At 73.5% G+C, this 20,125-nt stretch carries 16 protein-coding genes; 7 read left to right on the plus strand and 9 right to left on the minus strand.

Going from position 1 to position 20,125, the window contains the following annotated elements:
• The first annotated feature begins 11 nt into the window (after positions 1 to 11).
• From ACFYU9_RS27485 to ACFYU9_RS27495, 3 genes are all read left to right on the plus strand, one after another.
• On the plus strand, positions 12 to 1,616 hold the full coding sequence (locus ACFYU9_RS27485; RefSeq protein WP_389212632.1) for an FAD-dependent oxidoreductase: 1,605 nt from the start codon (positions 12 to 14) through the stop codon (positions 1,614 to 1,616).
• A 238-nt stretch (positions 1,617 to 1,854) separates the two neighbouring features.
• Positions 1,855 to 2,919 (plus strand): LLM class flavin-dependent oxidoreductase, encoded by a 1,065-nt coding sequence (locus ACFYU9_RS27490; RefSeq protein ID WP_389212630.1) that lies wholly within the window; start codon positions 1,855 to 1,857, stop codon positions 2,917 to 2,919.
• Positions 2,920 to 3,074: 155 nt separating this feature from the next.
• Positions 3,075 to 4,262, plus strand: a complete 1,188-nt coding sequence (locus tag ACFYU9_RS27495; protein WP_389346373.1) for a PAC2 family protein — start codon at positions 3,075 to 3,077, stop codon at positions 4,260 to 4,262.
• An 82-nt stretch (positions 4,263 to 4,344) separates the two neighbouring features.
• Here ACFYU9_RS27495 and ACFYU9_RS27500 read toward each other — a convergent pair whose 3' ends face one another.
• From ACFYU9_RS27500 to ACFYU9_RS27525, 6 genes are all read right to left on the minus strand, one after another.
• The gene (locus ACFYU9_RS27500; protein WP_389346375.1) at positions 4,345 to 5,295 is read right to left on the minus strand and encodes an SMP-30/gluconolactonase/LRE family protein; all 951 of its coding nucleotides are present in this window, start codon (positions 5,293 to 5,295) and stop codon (positions 4,345 to 4,347) included.
• 64 nt (positions 5,296 to 5,359) lie between these two features.
• Positions 5,360 to 8,419 (minus strand): NPCBM/NEW2 domain-containing protein, encoded by a 3,060-nt coding sequence (locus ACFYU9_RS27505; RefSeq protein WP_389346377.1) that lies wholly within the window; start codon positions 8,417 to 8,419, stop codon positions 5,360 to 5,362.
• A gap of 116 nt (positions 8,420 to 8,535) precedes the next feature.
• Entirely contained in the window at positions 8,536 to 9,765 is a 1,230-nt protein-coding gene (mshC, locus tag ACFYU9_RS27510) for a cysteine--1-D-myo-inosityl 2-amino-2-deoxy-alpha-D-glucopyranoside ligase (RefSeq protein WP_389346379.1), read from the minus strand.
• A gap of 156 nt (positions 9,766 to 9,921) precedes the next feature.
• Positions 9,922 to 10,785 (minus strand): SCO1664 family protein, encoded by an 864-nt coding sequence (locus ACFYU9_RS27515; protein WP_389346511.1) that lies wholly within the window; start codon positions 10,783 to 10,785, stop codon positions 9,922 to 9,924.
• Entirely contained in the window at positions 10,749 to 11,339 is a 591-nt protein-coding gene (locus tag ACFYU9_RS27520) for a DUF3090 domain-containing protein (protein WP_389212621.1), read from the minus strand. The genes ACFYU9_RS27515 and ACFYU9_RS27520 overlap by 37 nt, the downstream gene beginning before the upstream one ends.
• Before the next feature lie 92 nt (positions 11,340 to 11,431).
• On the minus strand, positions 11,432 to 12,121 hold the full coding sequence (locus tag ACFYU9_RS27525) for a histidine phosphatase family protein (protein WP_389212619.1): 690 nt from the start codon (positions 12,119 to 12,121) through the stop codon (positions 11,432 to 11,434).
• Between the two features lie 222 nt (positions 12,122 to 12,343).
• On the opposite strand from ACFYU9_RS27525, the gene ACFYU9_RS27530 reads away from it, so the two are divergent.
• Positions 12,344 to 13,336, plus strand: a complete 993-nt coding sequence (locus tag ACFYU9_RS27530) for a magnesium and cobalt transport protein CorA (protein ID WP_389213111.1) — start codon at positions 12,344 to 12,346, stop codon at positions 13,334 to 13,336.
• A 45-nt stretch (positions 13,337 to 13,381) separates the two neighbouring features.
• Here the strand turns inward: ACFYU9_RS27530 and ACFYU9_RS27535 are convergent, their stop codons facing one another.
• Both ACFYU9_RS27535 and ACFYU9_RS27540 read right to left on the minus strand, forming a co-directional pair.
• On the minus strand, positions 13,382 to 14,167 hold the full coding sequence (locus ACFYU9_RS27535) for a ferritin-like domain-containing protein (RefSeq protein WP_389346381.1): 786 nt from the start codon (positions 14,165 to 14,167) through the stop codon (positions 13,382 to 13,384).
• Between the two features lie 194 nt (positions 14,168 to 14,361).
• Positions 14,362 to 15,411, minus strand: coding sequence for an LLM class F420-dependent oxidoreductase (locus ACFYU9_RS27540; RefSeq protein WP_389212616.1), 1,050 nt, complete (start codon positions 15,409 to 15,411; stop codon positions 14,362 to 14,364).
• 162 nt (positions 15,412 to 15,573) lie between these two features.
• On the opposite strand from ACFYU9_RS27540, the gene ACFYU9_RS27545 reads away from it, so the two are divergent.
• A complete protein-coding gene (locus ACFYU9_RS27545; protein WP_389212614.1) occupies positions 15,574 to 16,551 on the plus strand; it encodes an aldo/keto reductase in 978 nt (325 codons plus the stop codon).
• Between the two features lie 275 nt (positions 16,552 to 16,826).
• Positions 16,827 to 19,043 (plus strand): helix-hairpin-helix domain-containing protein, encoded by a 2,217-nt coding sequence (locus ACFYU9_RS27550; RefSeq protein ID WP_389346513.1) that lies wholly within the window; start codon positions 16,827 to 16,829, stop codon positions 19,041 to 19,043.
• A gap of 67 nt (positions 19,044 to 19,110) precedes the next feature.
• On the opposite strand, the gene ACFYU9_RS27555 is transcribed toward ACFYU9_RS27550, so the two are convergent.
• Positions 19,111 to 19,833, minus strand: coding sequence for a hypothetical protein (locus ACFYU9_RS27555; RefSeq protein WP_389212611.1), 723 nt, complete (start codon positions 19,831 to 19,833; stop codon positions 19,111 to 19,113).
• A 47-nt stretch (positions 19,834 to 19,880) separates the two neighbouring features.
• On the opposite strand from ACFYU9_RS27555, the gene ACFYU9_RS27560 reads away from it, so the two are divergent.
• Positions 19,881 to 20,069 carry a DUF5703 family protein gene (locus ACFYU9_RS27560; RefSeq protein ID WP_389212609.1) on the plus strand — a complete coding sequence of 63 codons (189 nt, stop codon included), beginning with the start codon at positions 19,881 to 19,883 and terminating at the stop codon, positions 20,067 to 20,069.
• The last annotated feature ends 56 nt before the right edge of the window (positions 20,070 to 20,125 follow it).

The raw sequence follows: 20,125 nt of genomic DNA on the forward strand, positions 1-20,125 counted from the left end.
AGTAACGCGCGATGACCACCCTGCAGAGCCTCCCCTCCCTGGGGAAGCACCCGGCCGCCGGTTCCCTTCCGACCCGCGCCGAGACCAGAGAGCAGCTTTCCAAGGCGACGTACGACCTCCTGGTGATCGGCGGCGGCATCCTGGGCATCTCCACCGCCTGGCACGCCGCGCAGTCCGGGCTGCGGGTGGCCCTCGTGGACGCCGGCGACTTCGCCGGCGCCACCTCCTCCGCCTCCTCCAAGCTGCTCCACGGCGGTCTGCGCTACCTGCAGACCGGCGCGGTCAAGCTCGTCGCCGAGAACCACTTCGAGCGGCGCGCGGTCTCCCGCCAGGTGGCCCCCCACCTGTCCAACCCGCTCACCTTCTACCTGCCCGTCTACAAGGGCGGCCCGCACGGCGCGGCCAAGCTCGGCGCCGGCGTCTTCGCCTACAGCGCCCTGTCCGCCTTCGGCGACGGCGTCGGCCACCTGCTGAGCCCCGCCAAGGCCGCCCAGGACGTGCCGGAGCTGCGCACCGACAACCTGAAGGCCGTCGCCGTCTACGGCGACGACCAGATGAACGACGCCCGCATGGCCCTGATGACGGTCCGCGCGGCGGTCGACGCCGGCGCGGTCGTCCTCAACCACGCCGAGGTCACCGGCCTGCGCTTCACCCGCGGCCGGGTCACCGGCGCCGAGCTCAGGGACCGTCTCGACGGCGCCGAGTTCGGGGTCGGCGCCCGCCTGGTGCTCAACGCCACCGGCCCGTGGGTCGACCACCTGCGGAAGATGGAGGACCCCAACGCGGCGCCCTCCATCCGTCTGTCCAAGGGCGCGCACCTGGTGCTCAAGCGCACCGCCCCGTGGAAGGCGGCGCTCGCCACCCCGATCGACAAGTACCGGATCACCTTCGCCCTCCCCTGGGAGGACATGCTCCTGCTCGGCACCACCGACGAGGAGTACGAGGGCGAGCCGGGCGAGGTCGCGGTCAACGACAAGGACATCGCCCAGATCCTGGACGAGGCCGCCTTCTCCATCCGCGACCAGCAGCTCGACCGTTCCCTCATCACGTACGCCTTCGCGGGCCTGCGGGTGCTGCCGGGCGGTCCCGGCGACACCTCGAAGGCCAAGCGCGAGACGGTCGTCACCGAGGGCCGCGGCGGCATGCTGTCGGTGGCCGGCGGCAAGTGGACCACCTTCCGCCACATCGGCCGCACGATCATGAAGAAGCTGGAGTCGCTGCCGGGCCACCCGCTCGGCGACGACTACGAGCCGGTCGCCACGCTGCCGAAGCGGCTGCCGCTGCCGGGCATCGCCAACCCCAACGCGGTCGCCCACCGGCTGCTCGTCGACGGCCCGGCCCCCGGCCCGCGGATGGCCGCCGACACCGCCAAGCACCTGTCCACGCACTACGGCTCGCTCTCCTTCGACATCGCCCGGATGGCGAACGAGAACCCCGAGCTCGCCGAGCGCATCCACCCGGACGCGCCCGAGATCTGGGCCCAGGTCGCCTACGCGCGCGACCACGAGTGGGCCGAGACCGCGGACGACGTGCTGCGCCGCCGCACCACGCTGACGATCCGCGGCCTGGCCACGGACGAGATCCGCGGCAAGGTCGAGGACATGCTGCGCCAGTAGTCCCGCCCGGCACCCGGCCCACCCCCCACAGGTAAGGGGCGGTCTCCCTGGAGACCGCCCCTTACGCGTGCCCGCGGGTCCGCGGGTCCGCGGGTCCGCGAGTCCGTGGGTCTGCGAGTCCGTGCCTGCGCTCTGCGCGCCTGCGTGTGCGCGTGCCGGCCGTGTCTGCCTGTCCGCGCCGGGCGGCCGCACACACGGCCGCCACACCACCGCAACACTCCGCGCGCAGAGTTGAACCATGAAGTTTCAGGTGCTCTCCCTCATCGGTCATGCCCCGCACCCCCTCACCGGCGAACTGCCCTCGCCCGAGGACCGTCTCGAGGAGGTCCTCGCGGTCGGCGAGGCCGCCGAACGGCTCGGCTACGACGCGTACTCCGTCGGCGAGCGGCACGCCGGCCCCTTCCTCTCCTCCAGCCCCTCGGTGGTGCTCGGCGCGCTGGCCGCCCGCACCTCGCGCATCCGGCTGCTCACCGGCGTCACCGTCGTCGCGATCCTCGACCCGGTCCGGGTCGCCGAGGACTACGCCACGCTCGGCCTGATCTCCCGGGGCCGGCTCGAACTCGTCGTCGGCAAGGGCGCGGAGGCCGGCCACTTCGACCTCTTCGGCCTGGACGAGGAGCGCCAGTGGGACCTGCAGAAGGAGAAGTACGAGCTGCTGCGCCGACTGTGGACGGAGGAAGGCGTCGACTGGGAGGGCGAGTTCCGGCCCGCTCTGAAGAACGTGACCACGGTCCCCCGCCCGTACGGCGGCCGCCCGCCGCGCGTCTGGCACGGCTCGGCCACCAGCCTCAACTCCCCCGAGCTCGCCGCCCGGCACGGCGATCCGCTGTTCACCGCCAACGCCATCCAGCCCCGCGAGGCGTACGCGCGGCTCATCGCCCACTACCGCGAGAAGTTCGAGGAGTACGGGCACGACCCGCGCGAGGCACGGGTGGCGGCGGGCTCCGGCGGGCTGCTCATCGCCGACACCGCCGAGCAGGCCGTCAGCCGTTACAAGGACCTGTACGAGGCGAGGGTGCGCCAGACCTTCCGCCCCCACCTGGAGGGGAAGGCCGGCTACAACACCCCGTTCCGGACCATCGAGGAGGCCATCGCGGGCGGCCCGCAGCTCATCGGCTCCCCGCAGCAGATCATCGACAAGATCCTCGGCTACCACGAGGTGTACGGACACGACCTGCAGTCCATCACGGTCGACGCCTTCGGGCAGTCCACCGCCGAGCAGATCGAGACCCTGGAGCGGTTCGCCGAGGAGATCGCGCCGGTGGTGCGCAAGGAGGCGCCCAGCACCCTCTGGGAGGAGTGACCGAGGAGTGGGCCGCGCCCGTGTGCGGACGGGAGTTCCTGGGTAGTCGATCACAACCGAAGCGGCCCTCGGGCGTGTCCGAGGGCTGCGGGCGGGACGCCCGCAAGGCATAAGGTTGGTCCGTACGACAGGAACTTCGACGAAGGAGGCGCTGGGTGATCGAGCTCGAGGGGGTTCCCGAGCTGATCGACCCGGTCATGGTGGCCGCGTTCGAGGGCTGGAACGACGCCGGCGACGCCGCCTCCGCCGCGGTCGCCCATCTGGACCGGGAGTGGAAGGGCGAGGTGTTCGCGGCGCTCGACGCCGAGGACTACTACGACTTCCAGGTCAACCGGCCCACGGTGTGGCTGGACGGCGGCGTCCGGAAGATCACCTGGCCGACGACCCGGCTCTCCGTGGTGCGGATCGGCGGCGACAAGCCCCGCGACCTGGTGCTGGTGCGCGGGATCGAGCCCTCGATGCGCTGGCGCTCGTTCTGCAACGAGCTCCTGGGCTTCGCGCACGAGCTGGGCGTGGAGATGGTGGTGATCCTGGGCGCGCTGCTCGGCGACACCCCGCACACCCGTCCGGTGCCGGTCAGCGGCGTCACCTCCGACCCCGATCTGGCCCGCACGATGGAGCTGGAGGAGACCCGCTACGAGGGCCCGACGGGCATCGTCGGCATCCTGCAGGAAGCCTGCACGCACGCCGGGGTGCCCGCGGTGAGCCTGTGGGCGGCGGTCCCGCACTACGTGTCGCAGCCGCCGAACCCGAAGGCGACGCTGGCCCTCCTCAACCGTCTGGAGGACCTGATCGACCTGCGCATCCCGCTGGGCGAGCTGCCCGAGGACGCGCGGGCCTGGCAGGTCGGCGTGGACCAGCTGGCCGCCGAGGACAGCGAGGTCGCCGAGTACGTGCAGACGCTGGAGGAGGCGCGGGACACGGCGGAGCTGCCGGAGGCGTCCGGCGAGGCCATCGCCCGCGAGTTCGAGCGCTATCTGCGGCGGCGCGACCCGGGCACGGGTCCGGGCCCCGGCGTGACGGCGGAGGGCGGCGAGCGGACCCGCCCGCCGAAGCCCCAGCAGCCGGGTCCCGAGGCGATTCCGGGCGCGGAGCCCGATCCCGAGCCGGAGCAGGGACCGGAGCCGGATCCCGGACCGGGACCGGAGATCAAGCCGGAGCCCAAGTCGGAGCGGGAGCCCAAGTCGAAGCCGGGACCGGAGATCAAGCCGGAGCCCAAGTCGGAGCGGGGGCCCAAGTCGAAGCCGGGACCGGAGATCAAGCCGGAGCCGGAGCCCAGGTCGGAGCCGGGACCGGAGCCGGAGGGCGAGCAGGGCAAGGGGCCGGAGGGCTCCGCGGAGTGACCGGTACGGGAGGGGTGGCGCGGCCGCCCCTCCCGTCCGGCCCTTCAGCGCGTGCCGGCCGGCCCGCCGGGCCTTCGCCCCGTCACACCTGGTCGATCGCGACCACGTCGTAGTCGGTGGTCGGCGTGGGCTCGATGTCGAAGCGGGCGTTCGGCAGATAGATCCGGCCGCCCCAGGCCGCGGCCGTGGTGGGGATGCGGAAGCGCGGGTCGGTGATGCGGGCGATGGCCGTGCCGCGGGTGCCGGCGGCGTTCAGCCGGACCACGTCGACCTGGTTGGCCACCTGCTGAACGATGTACAGGGTGCGGCCGAGGAGCAGCAGCCCGTCGCCGTTGGGGATGCGCAGCGCGCCGAGGTCGACGGCGGTCGCCGTGCCGGTGGCGGGGTCCACGCGCATCAGGGTGCCGCCGCCGGCGACGGTGTTGACGACGAGCAGGGCCCGGCCGTCGGGGGTGCGGGCGATGCCGTTGGCGGTGAAGTCGCCCTGGGTCCAGTCGCCGCCGAGCGGTACGGCCACGGGCGCGCCGACGGGGTCGCCGGCCCGGTCGAGCGCGAGCCGGTAGAGCAGCGGCTGGTAGGAATCGGTGAACCAGGCGGCGTCCGGGGTGAGGATGACGTCGTTGACGAACTGGCCGCCGAAGGTCGTGTAGTCGTGCGCCAGGGCGCCGGTGCGGGCGTCGACGACGCGGATCGCGGTGCCGCCCGCGATGAAGAGGCGCCGTTCGGCGCGGTCGATCTTCAGGCCGACGCTGTGGCTCTCGGTGCCGGGGCCGGCCGACAGCAGCCGGCCGCGGCCGGTGCGCAGGCTCGCCTGGTAGATGTCGCCGTTGCCGAGCGAGCCGAAGTAGGCGTACGGGCTGTGGCCGATGGCTATGCCCTCGGGTTGGAAGCCGTCCGGCAGCCGGAAGGACTCGGGCCATCCGTCCCCGGCGCCGGCCGCGTGGGCCGTGCCGCCGAGTGAGCCGAGGAGAGCCGCCGCGCCGGTGGCCGCGGCGGCTCCCAGGAGACTTCTTCGTGCGAAGGAACGTTGCATGGAACTGTGCATGGAGCGTCCTCTCGAACTGGTGGTCGTCGGACACTCCATCACATCGGGACCGTCAGGCGCAGTTGAAACGCGCGGCCGCCCAGTCGCCGTGGTCGCCGCTCTTGGAGCCGTTGGTGTCGGTGATCTTCAGATGGACGTGGCGGGCGCCGGTCACGTCGACGTCGACGGGGACGGTGGCGGAGGCACCGGTGACCCGGGGCGAGGTCCACAGCACCTTGCCGTCGGCCTCCACGGAGAAGGCCACGTCGCCGTAGCCGTTGATCTCGTCGTCGATGCCCGCGTCGGCGGTGAAGGAGGTGCAGTGGCCGCCGAGGTAGATCTCGATGTCGGAGTCGGCGTGGGCACCGATGCCCTTGGCGTAGGTCTGCCCGGCGAGGGTGAGCGGGTGGCCGTCGGTGGCGCCCGACTCGCCGTTGGAACGGTCGCGTTCGGCCGGTCCCCAGCCGTTCGTGGACTTCAGCCAGACCAGGTCGCTCGCCCAGGCAGGCGCGGTCGGCGGCTCGGGCATCACGCCGAGCGCGAACCGCTGGAGCGCGGTGCGGTCGACGCCCGCGGCCCGGTGCCGGACGGCCGCGGTGAGCACGGTCTCGCCGGTGGCGGCGTCCTCGGCGGGGGTCACGGTGAGCTGGACGCGCCGGGTGGTGCCGGCCGGGAGGCGGTCGATCGGGGCGGCCGGGGTGACCTGCCAGCCGGCCGGGGCGGTGAGGCCGACCTGGACGTCGGTGGCGTCCCGGGTGCCGGCGGTGACATCGACGGCGACGGTGCCGGGCACGCCCGCGCCCAGCTCCTGCCCGCTCGCGGCGGTGACGGTGGCGGCGGCGCCGGGCACGGCTCCGCCGACGGCGCTGGTGTCGGCGAGTTCGAGCGTGAAGCCGCGGTCGGTGCGCTGCGCGCCCGTCTTGACCTGGACGACTCCGCCGCGGTCGTCGCGGTCGTACCACCAGCCCTCTCCGGCGGCCTCGAAGGCGGCCTTCGAGGCGAGGCGGGGCAGCGTCCGGTCGGCGAGGCGCACCGTGCTCGGGCTGTCGCCGGTGTGCACGGTGAAGCGGTACGGACGGGCGGCCGCCTTGCCGGCGTAGTCGCCGGTGCTGGGGCCGATCCGCACGCTGACGTCACCGGCGCCGCGCTGCGGGGCGCGCACCTCGGCGCGCTGGGTGGCGTACGCGCCGCCCTGGTGGGCGCGGGTGACGCCGTCGTCCTCGTACAGGTCGAAGGAGGACCGGCCCTGCGGGTAGACGTCCCAGGCGATCGGGTCGCCGGGCTTGCGGTCGGTGTACGAGCGGATGGCGCCGGGCCACATGGGCACGGCGGCCCCGGCGCGCACGAAGAGCGGCAGGGTGTCGAGCGGGGCGCTGTAGTGGTCGAGGGTGACGGGGCCTTCGTAGGTGCGCCCGTTCGCGTAGTCGATCCAGGTGCCCTTCGGCAGGTAGATGCCGTCGCGCTCCACCGCGTCCTTGTACACGGGCGCCACGAGGAAGTCCTCGCCGCTGAGGAACTCGTACTTGGCGGCGTCCGAGGCGGCCACCGGGTCGTCCGGGTACTCGAGGGCGAGCGGCCGGGCGAGGCCGACGCCGGTCTCGGTGGCCTGGTGGGCGTACGAGTAGATGTACGGCAGCAGGGCCTCGTGCAGCTTGAGCGAGGCGCGGTTGACCGAGGTGTACGGCTCGCCGTAGCGGAACGGCTGCTTGTCCATGGCGGCCCAGCCGTCCATGGTCATGGTCACCGGCAGGAACATCTTCCACTGCAGGTCACGGGTGTACGTCTTGGGGCTGCCGCCGAAGATGCCGTCGACGTCGCCGGTGGTGTAGGCGAGGCCGGACATGGAGGCGCCGGCGTAGGTGGGGATCTGCCAGCGGATGTACTCCCAGCTGCCGGACTGGTCGCCGGACCACTGGACGCCGCAGCGCTGGGCTCCGGACCAGCTCTCGGGGGCCCAGGTGAAGCCGCGGGCGTCGGAGTTGGCCTCGATGCCCTTGTGGGCGTCCTTGCAGCCGTCGAGGGCGAACTTGTAGCCGGAGCCGACCCAGGCGACGTCGAGCTTGGCGACCCGCTGGCCGGCCTTCACCTGGTCGGCGAGCTTGTCGATGCCGTCCTCGGTCCACAGGCCGAGCTGGGCCTGGCGGGCCTTCAGGCCCTGGGCGGTCTCGGCGAGGTCCTCGTAGCCGCAGCCGTAGCCGTCGTTGACGAGCATCCAGCCGTTGGGCATGTCGTGCTGCACGTAGCCGTCGGCCACCTCGAGGGCGTCGAGGGTGTGGCGTTCGCCGCGGTTGGCGTTGTGCAGGTAGCAGTCGGAGTCGCCGATCTCCAGGCCGTAGACGGGCGGCAGGAAGGGCTTGCCGGTGAGCTTCGTGTACTGGCCTATGACGTCCTTGAGGGCGCCCCGGCCGCTGCCGGCGAAGTAGTAGGCGTCGAAGCGCTGTTCGCGGGCGCTGGTGGTGACGGGCTCGCCGAAGCTGTAGGTGTTCGGGGCGTAGGTGTTGCGGTAGACGCCGTAGCCGGCGGAGGAGAGGTAGAACGGGACGGAGTTGGGGTGGCCGCCGTCGTTCCAGTTGTAGTCGACGCCGACCTCGACCGTCTTGCCGCGGTGCGAGGTGTTGCCGCGTCCGTTCTGCATGCCGGCGCCGTAGAACTGCTCGTCGGCGCCGCGGGCCAGGGTCTGGGTGGTGCGGTCCTGGTTCCAGGTGAGGCCCTGGGTCTCGGACCACAGGGGCGTGCCGTCGGCGCGGAGCGCGGCGAAGCGCAGCGGCGACTTGTAGGCGCGCAGGGTGACCCGGTCGGTGCTCAGCTCGTAGCGGTCGCCGCGGTCGGTCCAGTGGGTGGCGGGCGGCGGGCCCTGCGGCAGGACGATGTCCTGGCCGGTCGGGTCGGTGAACTTGCCGTCGGGGGCGAGTTCGATGCGGAAGGTCTCGTCGGAGACGAAGCTGACCCGGGCCTCGGCGCGGCCGGCGGTCAGCCGGTAGACGGCTCCGTCGGCGGCGAAGCCGGACACGTCGCCGACGGTGGTGTCGGCGGGAGCGGCCGAGGCGACGGGGTTGCCGGGTCCGGCGAAGACGGCGAGCAGGCCGAGGAGTGTGCCTGCGACTGCAACTCTCATGCGCGTTGTTGATTGCATGGGGCCTATTTAGCGCAGATTCGAGCGCGGCGGTAGGGCAAAACGGAACCGCCCCCGGACTTCCATGAGAAGTCCGGGGGCGGTTGCGTGAACGGGAGTTGTGTGGTGGCTCCCCGCTAGAGGGCGACGCCGAGGAGGGCGTCGACCGCGCGGGAGACGAGGCCGGGGGCGGACTCGTCGGTGCCGCCGTCGGCGGTCTGGAGCGCGGCCCAGCGGTCGACCGCGGCGAGCGCGGCCGGTGCGTCCAGGTCGTCGGCGAGCGCCTCGCGGAGCTCCTCGACGAGCGCGTCGGCGGACGGGCCGTCGGGGCGCGAGACGGCGGCGCGCCAGCGGCCCAGACGCTCGACGGCGTCCTGGAGGACCTGGTCGGTCCACTCCCAGTCGGCCCGGTAGTGGTGCGAGAGCAGGGCGAGCCGGATGGCGGCCGGGTCGACGCCCTCGCGGCGCAGCGCGGAGACGAAGACCAGGTTGCCCTTGGACTTGGACATCTTCTCGCCGTGCAGGGCGACCATGCCGGCATGCACGTACGCCTTGGCCATGGGGAACTCGCCGGTGAGGGCCTGGGCGTGCGAGGCGCCCATCTCGTGGTGCGGGAAGATCAGGTCGGAGCCGCCGCCCTGCACGTCGAAGCCCATGCCGAGGTGGTCGAGGGCGATGGCGACGCACTCGATGTGCCAGCCGGGGCGGCCGGCGCCGAGGCTGCCGCCGTCCCAGCTCGGCTCGCCCTCGCGGGCGGCCATCCACAGCATCGGGTCGAGCGGGTTCTTCTTGCCCGGGCGGTCCGGGTCGCCGCCGCGCTCGGCGGACAGGTGGCGCATCAGCTCGGTGTCGTAGTTCGAGACCTCGCCGAAGTGCGGGTCGGACTCGACGGAGAAGTAGATGTCGCCGTCGAGCTCGTAGGCGGCCCCGGAGTCCCGCAGCCGCTCGACCAGCGGGATGATGCCCGGTATCGCCTCGACCGCGCCGATGTAGTGCTGCGGCGGCAGCATGCGCAGGGCGGTCATGTCCTCGCGGAACAGGGCGGTCTCGCGCTCGGCGAGGCCGACCCAGTCGATGCCGTCGCGCTGGGCCCGCTCCAGCAGGGGGTCGTCCACGTCGGTGACGTTCTGGACGTACTGAACCTGCCGCTTGGTGTCGAGCCACACGCGCTGAACGAGGTCGAACGCGTTGTAGGTCGCCGCGTGACCCATGTGGGTCGCGTCGTACGGCGTGATGCCGCAGACGTAGAGACGGGCGACGGGGCCGGGGGCGAGCGTCACTCGTCCACCGGTCGACGTGTCGTGAATCCGGAGGTCGCGGCCCTTGCCGGGCAGGGCGGGGACCTCAGAAGCGGGCCAGGCATGCATGTCCTGAGCGTAACCGGACACGTGTTCCGGATACGAACCGCATCCGGGATCTTGACCTATTAGGCGGTCTTGCAGCCATGGCCGGATCATGCATACCCCCCGGGGGTCTTACCGGCCGAGAGGGATTGGCCGAAAACATTCGCCGCCGGCGGGCGCCTACACCGGCGGCCACGGAAGGGCGGGCCACTGGCCGGACGGTACGGGGTGCCGCCCGGTCCGCCGCAGGCCCGCGACCCGGCCCCGCAGGGCGTCCACCTCGGCGGGGGTCAGCAGCGCGTCGAGACGTTGGGCCAGTGGAGTGCCGGGCGCGAGACGCTCGTCCAGCGCGGCGAGGACGGCGGTGGCCTCCTCGGTCAGCTCCTCCCCCGCCCAGCCCCACAGCAGGGTGCGCAGCTTGTCGTCGACGTGGAAGGAGACGCCGTGGTCGATCCCGTACAGCCGGCCGCCGGACGCCGGCAGCAGGTGCCCGCCCTTGCGGTCGCCGTTGTTGATGACGGCGTCGAGGACGGCCAGCCGGCGCAGCTGAGGGGTGTCGGCGTGCACGAGCAGGGCGGTGCGGTCCTCGGCGACCTGGGCGTGGCCCACGGCCTTCCAGCCCGCGCCCGCCTCCTCGTCCTCGACGAGGGCGAGCAGCTCGACGGCCGGGTCGGCCTCCACCCACAGCTGGACCATGCCCTCGCCGTACGGGCCGTCGCGCAGCACCGTCGGCGGGACCAGGCCCCAGCCGGTGGCCTCGGAGAGCTCGTAGGCGGCGACCTCGCGCTGGGCGAGGGTGCCGTCGGGGAAGTCCCACAGCGGGCGCTCACCGGCCACCGGCTTGTAGACGCAGGCCGCCTCCACGCCCGCGTGGGCGACGGAGCAGTAGAGCACCGCGTTGGACGCCTCGCGGACCTGACCGCGCACGGTCAGCTCACCCGAGGCGAGCAGCTCGATCGTGCCCGGGGTGGTGCCCGGGGTCTGTTCGCCGGTCGTTCGACTGCCGGTCATGCGCCGCGACGGTATCCGTTCTGGCGCGGGCAGACGTGGCCCTCGGGGTCGAGCGGGAGGCTGCACAGCGGGCACGGCGGGCGGCCGGCGTTGACCACGTCGAGGGCGCGCTTGGCGAAGGCCCGGGCCTGCGAGCCGGTGAGGCGGACGCGCAGCATCGGCGGGCCGTTCTCCTCGTCCTGGAGCAGCCGCTCCTCGGCCTCGGCGAGGTCCTCCTCGGAGTCCGCGTCGAGCTCGACGAGCGCCTGCGCCTCGACGATCATGCGCTGCTCCTCGCCGTCCCAGGCCAGCGCCATGGTGCCGACCCGGAACTCCTCCTCGACGGGGCTGTCGAGGGGCGCGGTGTCGGTGGTGTCGGGGGGCGCGACGGCGGGCACGGGGGCGCTGCCGCCGGTGCGGCGCAGGACCTCGTCCAGCAGCTCGTCGATCCGTTCGGCGAGGGCCGCGACCTGGGTCTTCTCCAGGGCGACGCTGGTGACCCGGCCGGCCGCGGACGCCTGCAGGAAGAACGTACGGCGGCCAGGCAGCCCGACCGTGCCGGCCACGAAACGCTCCGGCGGGTCGTAGAGGAACACCTGACGGGACACGTTCCCGACTCCCTTGGGTCTCGGTGGCGCCGCGGATGTGAACCGGCGGGCCCCTGGCTACAGCGGCGCGTCCACCCTACTGCGCTTGGGGATCACGGTGCGCCCGCACCGCCCCCGACCTCCGCCGCCCCGTCGCCGGCGGGCGCCTCGCGCGGTGCGAGCGGGCCGAGGTCGCCGGTGTCGCCGAGGCGCAGCAGGAAGGGCCGCAGCCGGGTGTAGCGGATGGCGGTGACGGAGCACGGGTCGACCTGGATGCGCTGGAAGAGGTCGAGGTGGAGGCCGAGGGCGTCGGCGACGAGCGCCTTGATGATGTCGCCGTGCGAGCACATCACGTAGACGGCGTCCTCGCCGTGCTCGGCCTCGATCCGGGCGTTCCAGTCGCGCACCGCGTCCACGGCCCTGGCCTGCATCGCGCGCATGGACTCGCCGCCGGGGAAGGCGGCGGCCGAGGCGTGCGCCTGGACGACCTGCATCAGCGGCTCGTCCATCAGCTCGGCGAGCTTGCGGCCCGACCAGTCGCCGTAGTCGCACTCGCTGATCCGGTCCTCGACGTGCAGCGGCAGCCCGGGGCGGGCGTCGAGCAGCGGCCGTACGGTCTCCCGGCAGCGCTGCAGCGGGCTGCTGACGACGGCGGCGAGCGGCACGCCGGCGAGCCGTCCGGGCAGCGCGGCGGCCTGCGCGGCGCCCCGCTCGTCGAGCGCGACGCCGGGCGTGCGCCCGGCGAGCACTCCGGAGGTGTTGGCGGTGGAGCGTCCGTGCCGGACGAGGATCAGGGTGGCCATGCCGGCCAGCCTAGAGCGTCGGCGGCGGACGGCCACGCGGCTGGGGGCGCCTCCCGTGCCCGAAGGGCTGCGGGGCAGCGGTGCCAGGCGCCGCGAGCCCGGCATGACCGGCCAGACACCCCCGTAGGGCAGGCCGTCGGGGGCGGGCACGCGCGCGCGTGGGCGGCCGTGGCGGCGTGCGGAGGCATCGGACAGGTGCACGATGGGGCGCGGCCGTGGAGAATACGGCCCGTGATCGTGGATTCGGCCATCTATCGGGGCGGGCGCAGGACGGACGGCCCCGCCGACCTGTCGGACGCGCTGGCGGAGGCGCGGGCGACGGGTGACGCCTTCCTGTGGGTCGGGCTGCACGAGCCGACGGAGGCGGAGTTCGACCACGTCTCCGACGAGTTCGCGCTGCACCCGCTGGCCGTCGAGGACGCCTTGAAGGCCCATCAGCGGCCCAAGCTGGAGGTCTACGACGACTCGCTGTTCGTCGTCCTGAAGCCGGTCGTGTACGAGCCGGAGGGCGACACGGTCTCCTCGGGCGAGCTGATGGTCTTCATCGGCGACTCGTTCGTGGTGACCGTACGGCACGGCGTGGGTGCGCCCCTGAAGGCGGTGCGGCAGCGTCTGGAGGCCGATCCGGACGTCCTGCGGCACGGGCCGACCTCGGTCCTGTACGCGATCAGCGACGCCGTCGTGGACCACTACATCGAGGTGGCCGGCGAGCTCCAGATCGACCTGGAGGAGCTGGAGGCGGACGTCTTCGCGCCGTCCGGCGGCAACCCGGCGCGGACGGCGGAACGGATCTACACGGCCAAGCGGCAGGTCCTGGAGTTCCGGCGGGCGAGCAACCCGCTGGCGGGTCCGGTCGAGCGGCTCGCGGCGGGCTCGGTGCCCTTCGTGCACGAGCACGCGGTGCCGTTCTTCCGGGACGTCCAGGACCACCTGCTGCGCGCGATCGAGCAGGTGGAGGGGCTCGACCGGCTGCTCTCGGACGTCCTGTCGGCGCATCTGGCGCAGATGGGCGTGCGGCAGAACGACGACATGCGCAAGATCTCGGCCTGGGCGGCGATGGCCGCGGTCCCCACGATGGTCGCGGGGATCTACGGCATGAACTTCGACCACATGCCCGAGCTGCGCTGGGTGTGGTCGTATCCGGCGGTGATCCTGCTGATGGCGGGGATCGTGGTGGCGCTGTACCGGATGTTCAAGCGGCGCGGCTGGATGTGAGCCCGCGCCGGCCCGACCGCGTACGGCTCAGCAGGCGCAGAAGGCTCAGAAGGCGTGGGCCGGGGCCGCCGGGGTCCCGAGGGCGTCGCGGCGCTCGGGCATTTCGAGATTCACCATCTTGTGCCAGCCCGCGGCCCGCTCGTACGCGTGGACGGCGTGGATGCCGGCGGCGAGCACGGCGGCCCTGGTCCTCGGCCAGCCCAGGATGCGGCCCATGTGGCTCATCACGGCGAGGCTGACGTCCCGGTAGACCTGGATCTCGGCGAGCGCGGACTCGCGCAGGGTGCGCTGGATGAGCCGGCCGTGGCCCGCGTAGTTGAGCCGGAGCAGTTCCTCGTGACAGTAGGCGAGGTGGTTGGACTCGTCGTCGTCGATCATGCGGACGGCCTTGCCGAGTTCGGGGTGGTCGCCGAAGTACCTGACCAGCAGGCCCATCTGGTCGGCGGCCCGCTGCTCGGTGACCCTGCTGTGGCTGAGGTAGACGATGATGTCCCGCTCGCTCAGCCGCTCGTCGCGGCGCAGCTTGTCGTGCGCGAGGCCGATGCCGCGCCGCTCCAGGAGCATCGTGTAGTCGGTGTCGGACGGCACCGGGACGGGTTCGAGACCGCGCTTCTTCAAAAGCGCGTTGAAGATCCGTCCGTGCTTGTCCTCGTCGGCGCCGTGCCGCGCGATCTTGGGCGCGAGTTCGCGCATCCCCGGCGGGACGAGGGCCGCGATGCGGCCGTTCTCCCAGCCGCCCTGGGCTTCGCCGCTGGCGGCGATGGAGCAGAAGAGCTGGAACGACTCGTCGTCGTCGATGATTTCCTGGAACAGGCTCTTGGCCGTCAGCATGGCTGCCACCTCCCGTGCGGTACGAGTCAAATGCGCCACGCCGAGGTGGGCAACACGAGGACACCGCGACTGGGCCGAAAGACTGACGGCGCGGAGCCGTAACCCGCGGCCCGCGTGCGGCGTTGTGCTGCGTGACGGCCGTGGCGGGGAAGACCCCCCGAGCCCCCACCACGGCCGCGGACTTCCGATGGGCGTTACGCGAGCCCGGCCCGCTCCAGGGCCTCGACGCCGGCCCGCAGCGCCGCGAGACGCTCGTCCAGGGTGAAGCCGGCCGGGGCCAGGGTCAGGGTCGTCACCCCGGCCGCCGCGTACGCCTTCATCCGGTCGGCGATCCGGTCGACCGAGCCCAGCAGCGTGGTCTGGTCGATGAGCTCACGCGGCACGGCCGCGGCGGCGCCCTGCTTGTCGCCGGACAGGTACTTGTCCTGGATCTCGGCGGCGGCCTTCTCGTAGCCCATGCGCCGGGCGAGCTGGTTGTAGAAGTTCTGCTTGCGGCTGCCCATGCCGCCGACGTACAGGGCGGTGTACGGGCGGAAGATGTCGGCCAGCGCGTCGATGTCGTCGCCGAGGGCGAGCGGCAGGGTCGGGTGGACGTCGAAGCCGTCCATGGTGAGCCCGGCCTTCTCGCGGCCCGCGCGCAGGTGACGCAGGGCGGTCTCCTCCAGGTGCTCGGCGGCCGGGAAGATCAGCAGGGCGCCGTCGGCGATCTCGCCGGTCTGCTCCAGGTTCTTGGGGCCGATGGCGGCGATGTAGAGCGGGATGTGCTCGCGGGTCGGGTGGACCGTGAGCTTGAGCGGCTTGCCCGGGCCGTCCGGCAGCGGCAGCGTCCAGTGCTCGCCCTCGTAGCTGAGGCGCTCACGGGTCATGGCCTTGCGGACGATCTCGACGTACTCGCGGGTGCGGGCGAGCGGCTTGTCGAACTTGACGCCGTACCAGCCCTCGGAGACCTGCGGGCCGGAGACGCCGAGGCCGAGCCGGAAGCGGCCGCCGGAGAGCGAGTCGAGGGTGGCGGCGGTCATCGCCGTCATCGCGGGCTGGCGGGCCGGGATCTGCATGATGGCCGAGCCGATGTCGATCCGCTCGGTCCTGGCGGCGACGAAGGAGAGCACGGTGGGCGCGTCGGAGCCGTACGCCTCCGCCGCCCAGCACACGTCGTAGCCGAGGCGGTCCGCCTCCTGGGCGACGGCGAGGTTGTCGCCGTCCATGCCCGCGCCCCAGTAGCCGAGGTTGATGCCGAGCCGCATGCCACGTACCCCTTACCCATCGGTAACGTCTTTGTGGCGGGACTCTAGCGCGCGGCCGGGGCATGCGACAGGAGCCGGTCGGGGACGGCCCCGGAGCCGCCCTGTGGACAGGTTGTCCACAGGGTCTCTCCGCGTGGTGCCCTGGCCAGTAATCTCGCGGCCATGGAGCAGAGGCATCTCGGACGTACCGGCCTGCGCGTGTCCCGGCTCGGGCTCGGCACCCTCACCTGGGGCCGGGACACCGACGAGCACGACGCCGCCGAGCAGTTGAAGACGTTCTGGGACGCGGGCGGCACGCTCGTGGACACCGCGGACGTGTACGGGGGCGGCGAGGCGGAGTACCTGCTCGGGCGGCTGCTCGACGGTCTGGTGCCGCGCCGCGACCTGGTGATCTCGACGAAGGCGGGCAACGTGCCCGACCCGGACCGGCGCACCGACGGCTCGCGCGGGCATCTGCTCGCCGCGCTCGACGCCTCGCTGGCCCGCCTCGGCACGGAGTACGTCGACCTGTGGCTGCTCCACGCCTTCGACCCGTACACGCCCCTGGAGGAGTCCCTCCAGGCCCTCGACATCGCCGTCAGCACCGGCCGGGCCCGCTATGTCGGCGTCTCCAACTTCTGCGGCTGGCAGCTCGCCAAGGCCGGCACCTGGCAGCTGACCGGTGAGCGGACCCGGCTGGCCGGGACGCAGATGGAGTACTCACTGCTCCAGCGCGGCATCGAGCGCGAGGTGCTGCCGGCCGCGCAGGACCTGGGCATAGGTCTGCTGCCGTCCTCGCCGCTCGGGCGCGGCGTCCTGACCGGCAAGTACCGCTCGGGCACCCCGACCGGCTCGCGCGGCGGCTCGGAGGCCCTGGCCCCCTTCGTCGAGCCCTATCTCGACGACACCGCGAGCCGCATCGTCGACGCCGTCTCCACGGCCGCCGACGGTCTGGCGACCACGCCCCTCCAGGTCGCCCTCGCCTGGGTCCGCGACCGCCCCGGCGTCACCGCCCCGATCATCGGCGCGCGCAACGCGCGGCAGCTCGCGGCGGCTTTGTCAGTGGAGACCCTTAGTCTTCCTGACGAGATCTGCCGGGCCCTCGACGACGTGTCGGCGCCCGTGCACCGCTACCCGGATCACGACTGGAGCACCTTGTGACCGAGCCTTCCCCGTCCACCCCGACCTCACCGGCCGAGCCCCACCCGGACGAGGCGGCGCCGGCCGACGGCGTGGACACGCCCGACGCGGAGGACGAGGCGGCGACCGGCCCCGAGGACCTGGAGGCCGAGGAGGCGGAGCCGGCGGCAGGCGGCGCGCCGAGCCCCGAGGACGGTCCGGACGAGCCCGGCGCCGAGGCGAGCTCCGAGGGCGAGCCCTCGGGGGGCGCCGAGGCGGGCACGGCCGGCGAGAGCACGCCGAGCGGCGGGGCGGACATGGCCGGCGACAGCGCGCCGAGCGTCGAATCGGGCACGGCGGGCGAGAGCACCCCGAGCGCCGAGACGGACACGGAGCCGGACAGCACGCCCAGCGCCGAGACGGACATCGAGTCCGACAGCACCCCGAGCGCCGAGGCGGACACGGAGACGGAGGCGTCCGGTGCGCCGGGCACGCGCGAGGCCGGGCCGGCGTCGGCCGGTGCGGCCGACGCCGAAGGCACGGCCGACGGCGGGGGCGAGCCCTCGGCGGACGCGGCCGGCGGCGAGGGCGGCGCGGCGGAGGTCAGCGACGCCCAGGCGGAGCTGGCCGCGCAGCGGGAGCTGCGGGCGCGGATCGAGCAGCGGAAGGCCGAGCGCGGCGGGCCCGTCGAGGCGGGCGCGAAGCTGAGCGGGACCGCGGCGGACCTGCTGGCCGCGGTGCGGGCCGTGGAGAGCGGCGCCAAGCCGGTCGCCGCGCCGCGCGCCGCGGAGCCGGAGCCGGCCGCTCCGGCGCGGCCCGCGCCGCAGGAGCGGACCGTGCGGCCGCCCGTGCCCACGGCGCCGCTGGTGACCGAGGAGACCACGGACTCCGTCCGGCAGGTCCTCGCGCGCGGCGGGGCCCCGGAGGCGCTCGCCGGACAGGTGGCGACCGTCCTCGGCGAGGGCGCGGCCCGTGCCCTCGCGGACGACCCGTGGCAGCTCCTGGCGGTGCCCGGCGTGCGCGCCGAGCAGGCCGACGGCTTCGCGCGCGCCCTGCTCGGCGCGGAGTGCGGCCCCGCCGATCCCCGCCGGGTCGTGGCGCTGACGGCCTGGCTCCTGGAGCAGGCGGCCCTGAAGGGCCACACGGCCCTGGAGCTCGGGGCGGTACGCGACGGGCTGGCCCGGCTGTCGGTGCCCGAGCCGGACAAGGCCGTCGACCTGGCGGTATCCGAGGCCGCGGTCCTGGTCTTCCAGGAGGAGGACGAAGAAGAGCCGGAGGCGGACGAGCAGGAGGACGGCGAGGAGCAGGCGCCCCGGACCGAGCCGGCCGCGCCCGTGCTGCTCGGCCTGGAGCGGTACGCGCTGGCCGAGGAGAGCCTCGCCGACGGGCTCGCCCGGCTGATCCGCACCGTCGAGCCGGCCGAGTGGGACGGCCCCGAGCTGGCCCGCGCCGCCGGGGCGAGCGGCCTGGTGCTGCACACCGGCGGCGAGGCCGCCCGCGCCGAGCCGGTCGCGCTGGCCGCCGCCGCCCGCGAGCGGGGCCTGCGGGTCGCGGTCGCGGCGCACACCGCCCGCGACGGCGCCGTGCCGCTGCCCGCGCTGCTCTCGGGCGCGGCAGGCCCCGGCCGGGACGCGGAGGGCCTCCTCGCCCTGGACCTGCTGGTCGTGCTCGACGCCCCGCAGCTCGACGTCGAGGCGGCGGCCGCCCTCGTCGAGGCGCTGCCGGACGGCTGCCGGCTGGTGCTCGGCGGCGACCCGTACGTCCTGGGCGCGACCGGACCGGGACGGGTCTTCGCCGACCTGCTCGCGGCCCGCGTCGCCCCGCAGATCGCCTCCCGCACGCCCGACCCGGGCCCGATCGGCGAGCTGGTCTCGGGCATCGCCGTCGGCGAGCTGAACCAGGTCGCCGCCCCCGGCAAGGAGGTCGTGATCGTCCCGGTCCGGGACGCGGGCGAGGCGGTGCACCGCGCGGTGCAGCTGGTCGCGGACTCGATCCCGCGAGCGTTCGGGGTGCCGCCCGAGCAGACGCAGGTGATCACGGTCGGGCACGGCGGTTCCGCCGGCACCCGCGCGCTGAACGCGGCCCTGAAGCAGCGGCTCAACCCGGGCCCCGGCCGCTTCGGCGGCTACGACCCGGGCGACAAGGTGGCCCACTCCCCCGCCCCGGGCCGTACGGTCACCGGCACGGTCGTCTCGGCCGACGCCGAGGGCCTGCACCTGGACTGCGCGGGCGCGCGGGTCATCGTGGCGAAGGAGCGGGTCGAGTCCGCGCTGCGGCACGGCTGGGCGCTGACCGCGCACCAGGCGGCCGGGGCGCGCTGGCCTGCGGCGGTCGTGGTGCTGCCCGGGGACGCGGCCGGGGGCCTGAGCCGGCCCTGGGTCTACACGGCGTTCGGGCGGGCGGAGCGGCACCTTTCGGTGGTCCACGGCGTCGAGCAGGCGCTGCCGCGCGCGGTGGCCGAGGTCACGGCCCCGGAGCGCACGACCCGGCTGCGCCCGCTCCTGGAAGCGCTGCTCGCGCAGGACGAGGAGTGATGCGGGAGTGACGCGGGAGTGACTGAGGGGCCCTGCCCGTGCGGGCAGGGCCCCTGTGTCCCTCTGCTCAGGCGCCCGCCGGTTCCTCGACCAGCTCGTCGCCCTCTTCCTCGTCCTCTTCCTCGCCCTCTCCTTCGTCCCCGCCCTCGTCCTCTTCGTCGTCTTCGACTTCCTCGGCTTCTTCGCCTTCCTCCTCGTCCTCGTCGTCGAAGACGGCGCTGACGTCGAAGCGGCAGACGATCCGTTCCGGATCGACGTGGTCGAAGGGGTCGTTCAGCCACTCGCCCGGGTCCGGCAGTTCCTCGGCCGCCTCGACCCAGAGCGTCGAGTCGCCCTCCTCCAGACCGAAGTCCTTGTGCCGGGAGGCGATCTCGTCCGGTTCGTACTCGCCGAAGAGGACGCCGAGCGCCGCGTGGGTGGTGGCCGGCTCGTCCTCCCGGTCGAGGTCGGTGACCCGGCGGGCCTGGGCGATGAGCCGCTGCGGCTCCACCACGGCGTAGTCCCGCCGGATCAGCACGCTGAGCGCGGGCGGCTCCTGCGGTCCCGCGTAGGGCGGCAGGGAGTCGTTGGCGTCCGGGATCTCGAAGGGGGTGACCTCGTCGTGCCGGGCGTAGAGGAGCTCGTCGTAGGCGTCCGCCGCCGCGGCGAGCGCGTTGAAAGCCTCGTAGACGGCCGGGTCGTCCTCCCCCGTGCGGCGTTCGACCGCAGCGAGGTGACGGTCCAGTGCGGCTTTGACCGCCTCGGCGGCGGCGCGTACCTCGGCAGCGGTGGGCTGCGCAGCATCAGACATAGGAGAGACGCTATCCGTACCGGGCCCTTGGCCGCACAATAGATGCGATGCCGGAATACGAATTTGTCGACGTGTACGTGCCGCGCGGTGTCTCCCGCAAGGAGGCCACGCGGCTTCTGACCGACCATGCCGAGTACGGACACTGGGAGTTGGACCGGCTGACCCTGCGCCGGGACGGGAGCCGAAAGGTGCGGCTGAAGAGGCGCATCATCCGTCAGATGCGTGCCACCTGGTGACATGAGGAAGGGGCCCCGCGGGTGCGGGGCCCCTTCGGTTTCGCACGGCTGCCGGC

This window comes from Streptomyces sp. NPDC004327 (genome assembly GCF_042873935.1).
Lineage (GTDB): Bacteria > Actinomycetota > Actinomycetes > Streptomycetales > Streptomycetaceae > Streptomyces.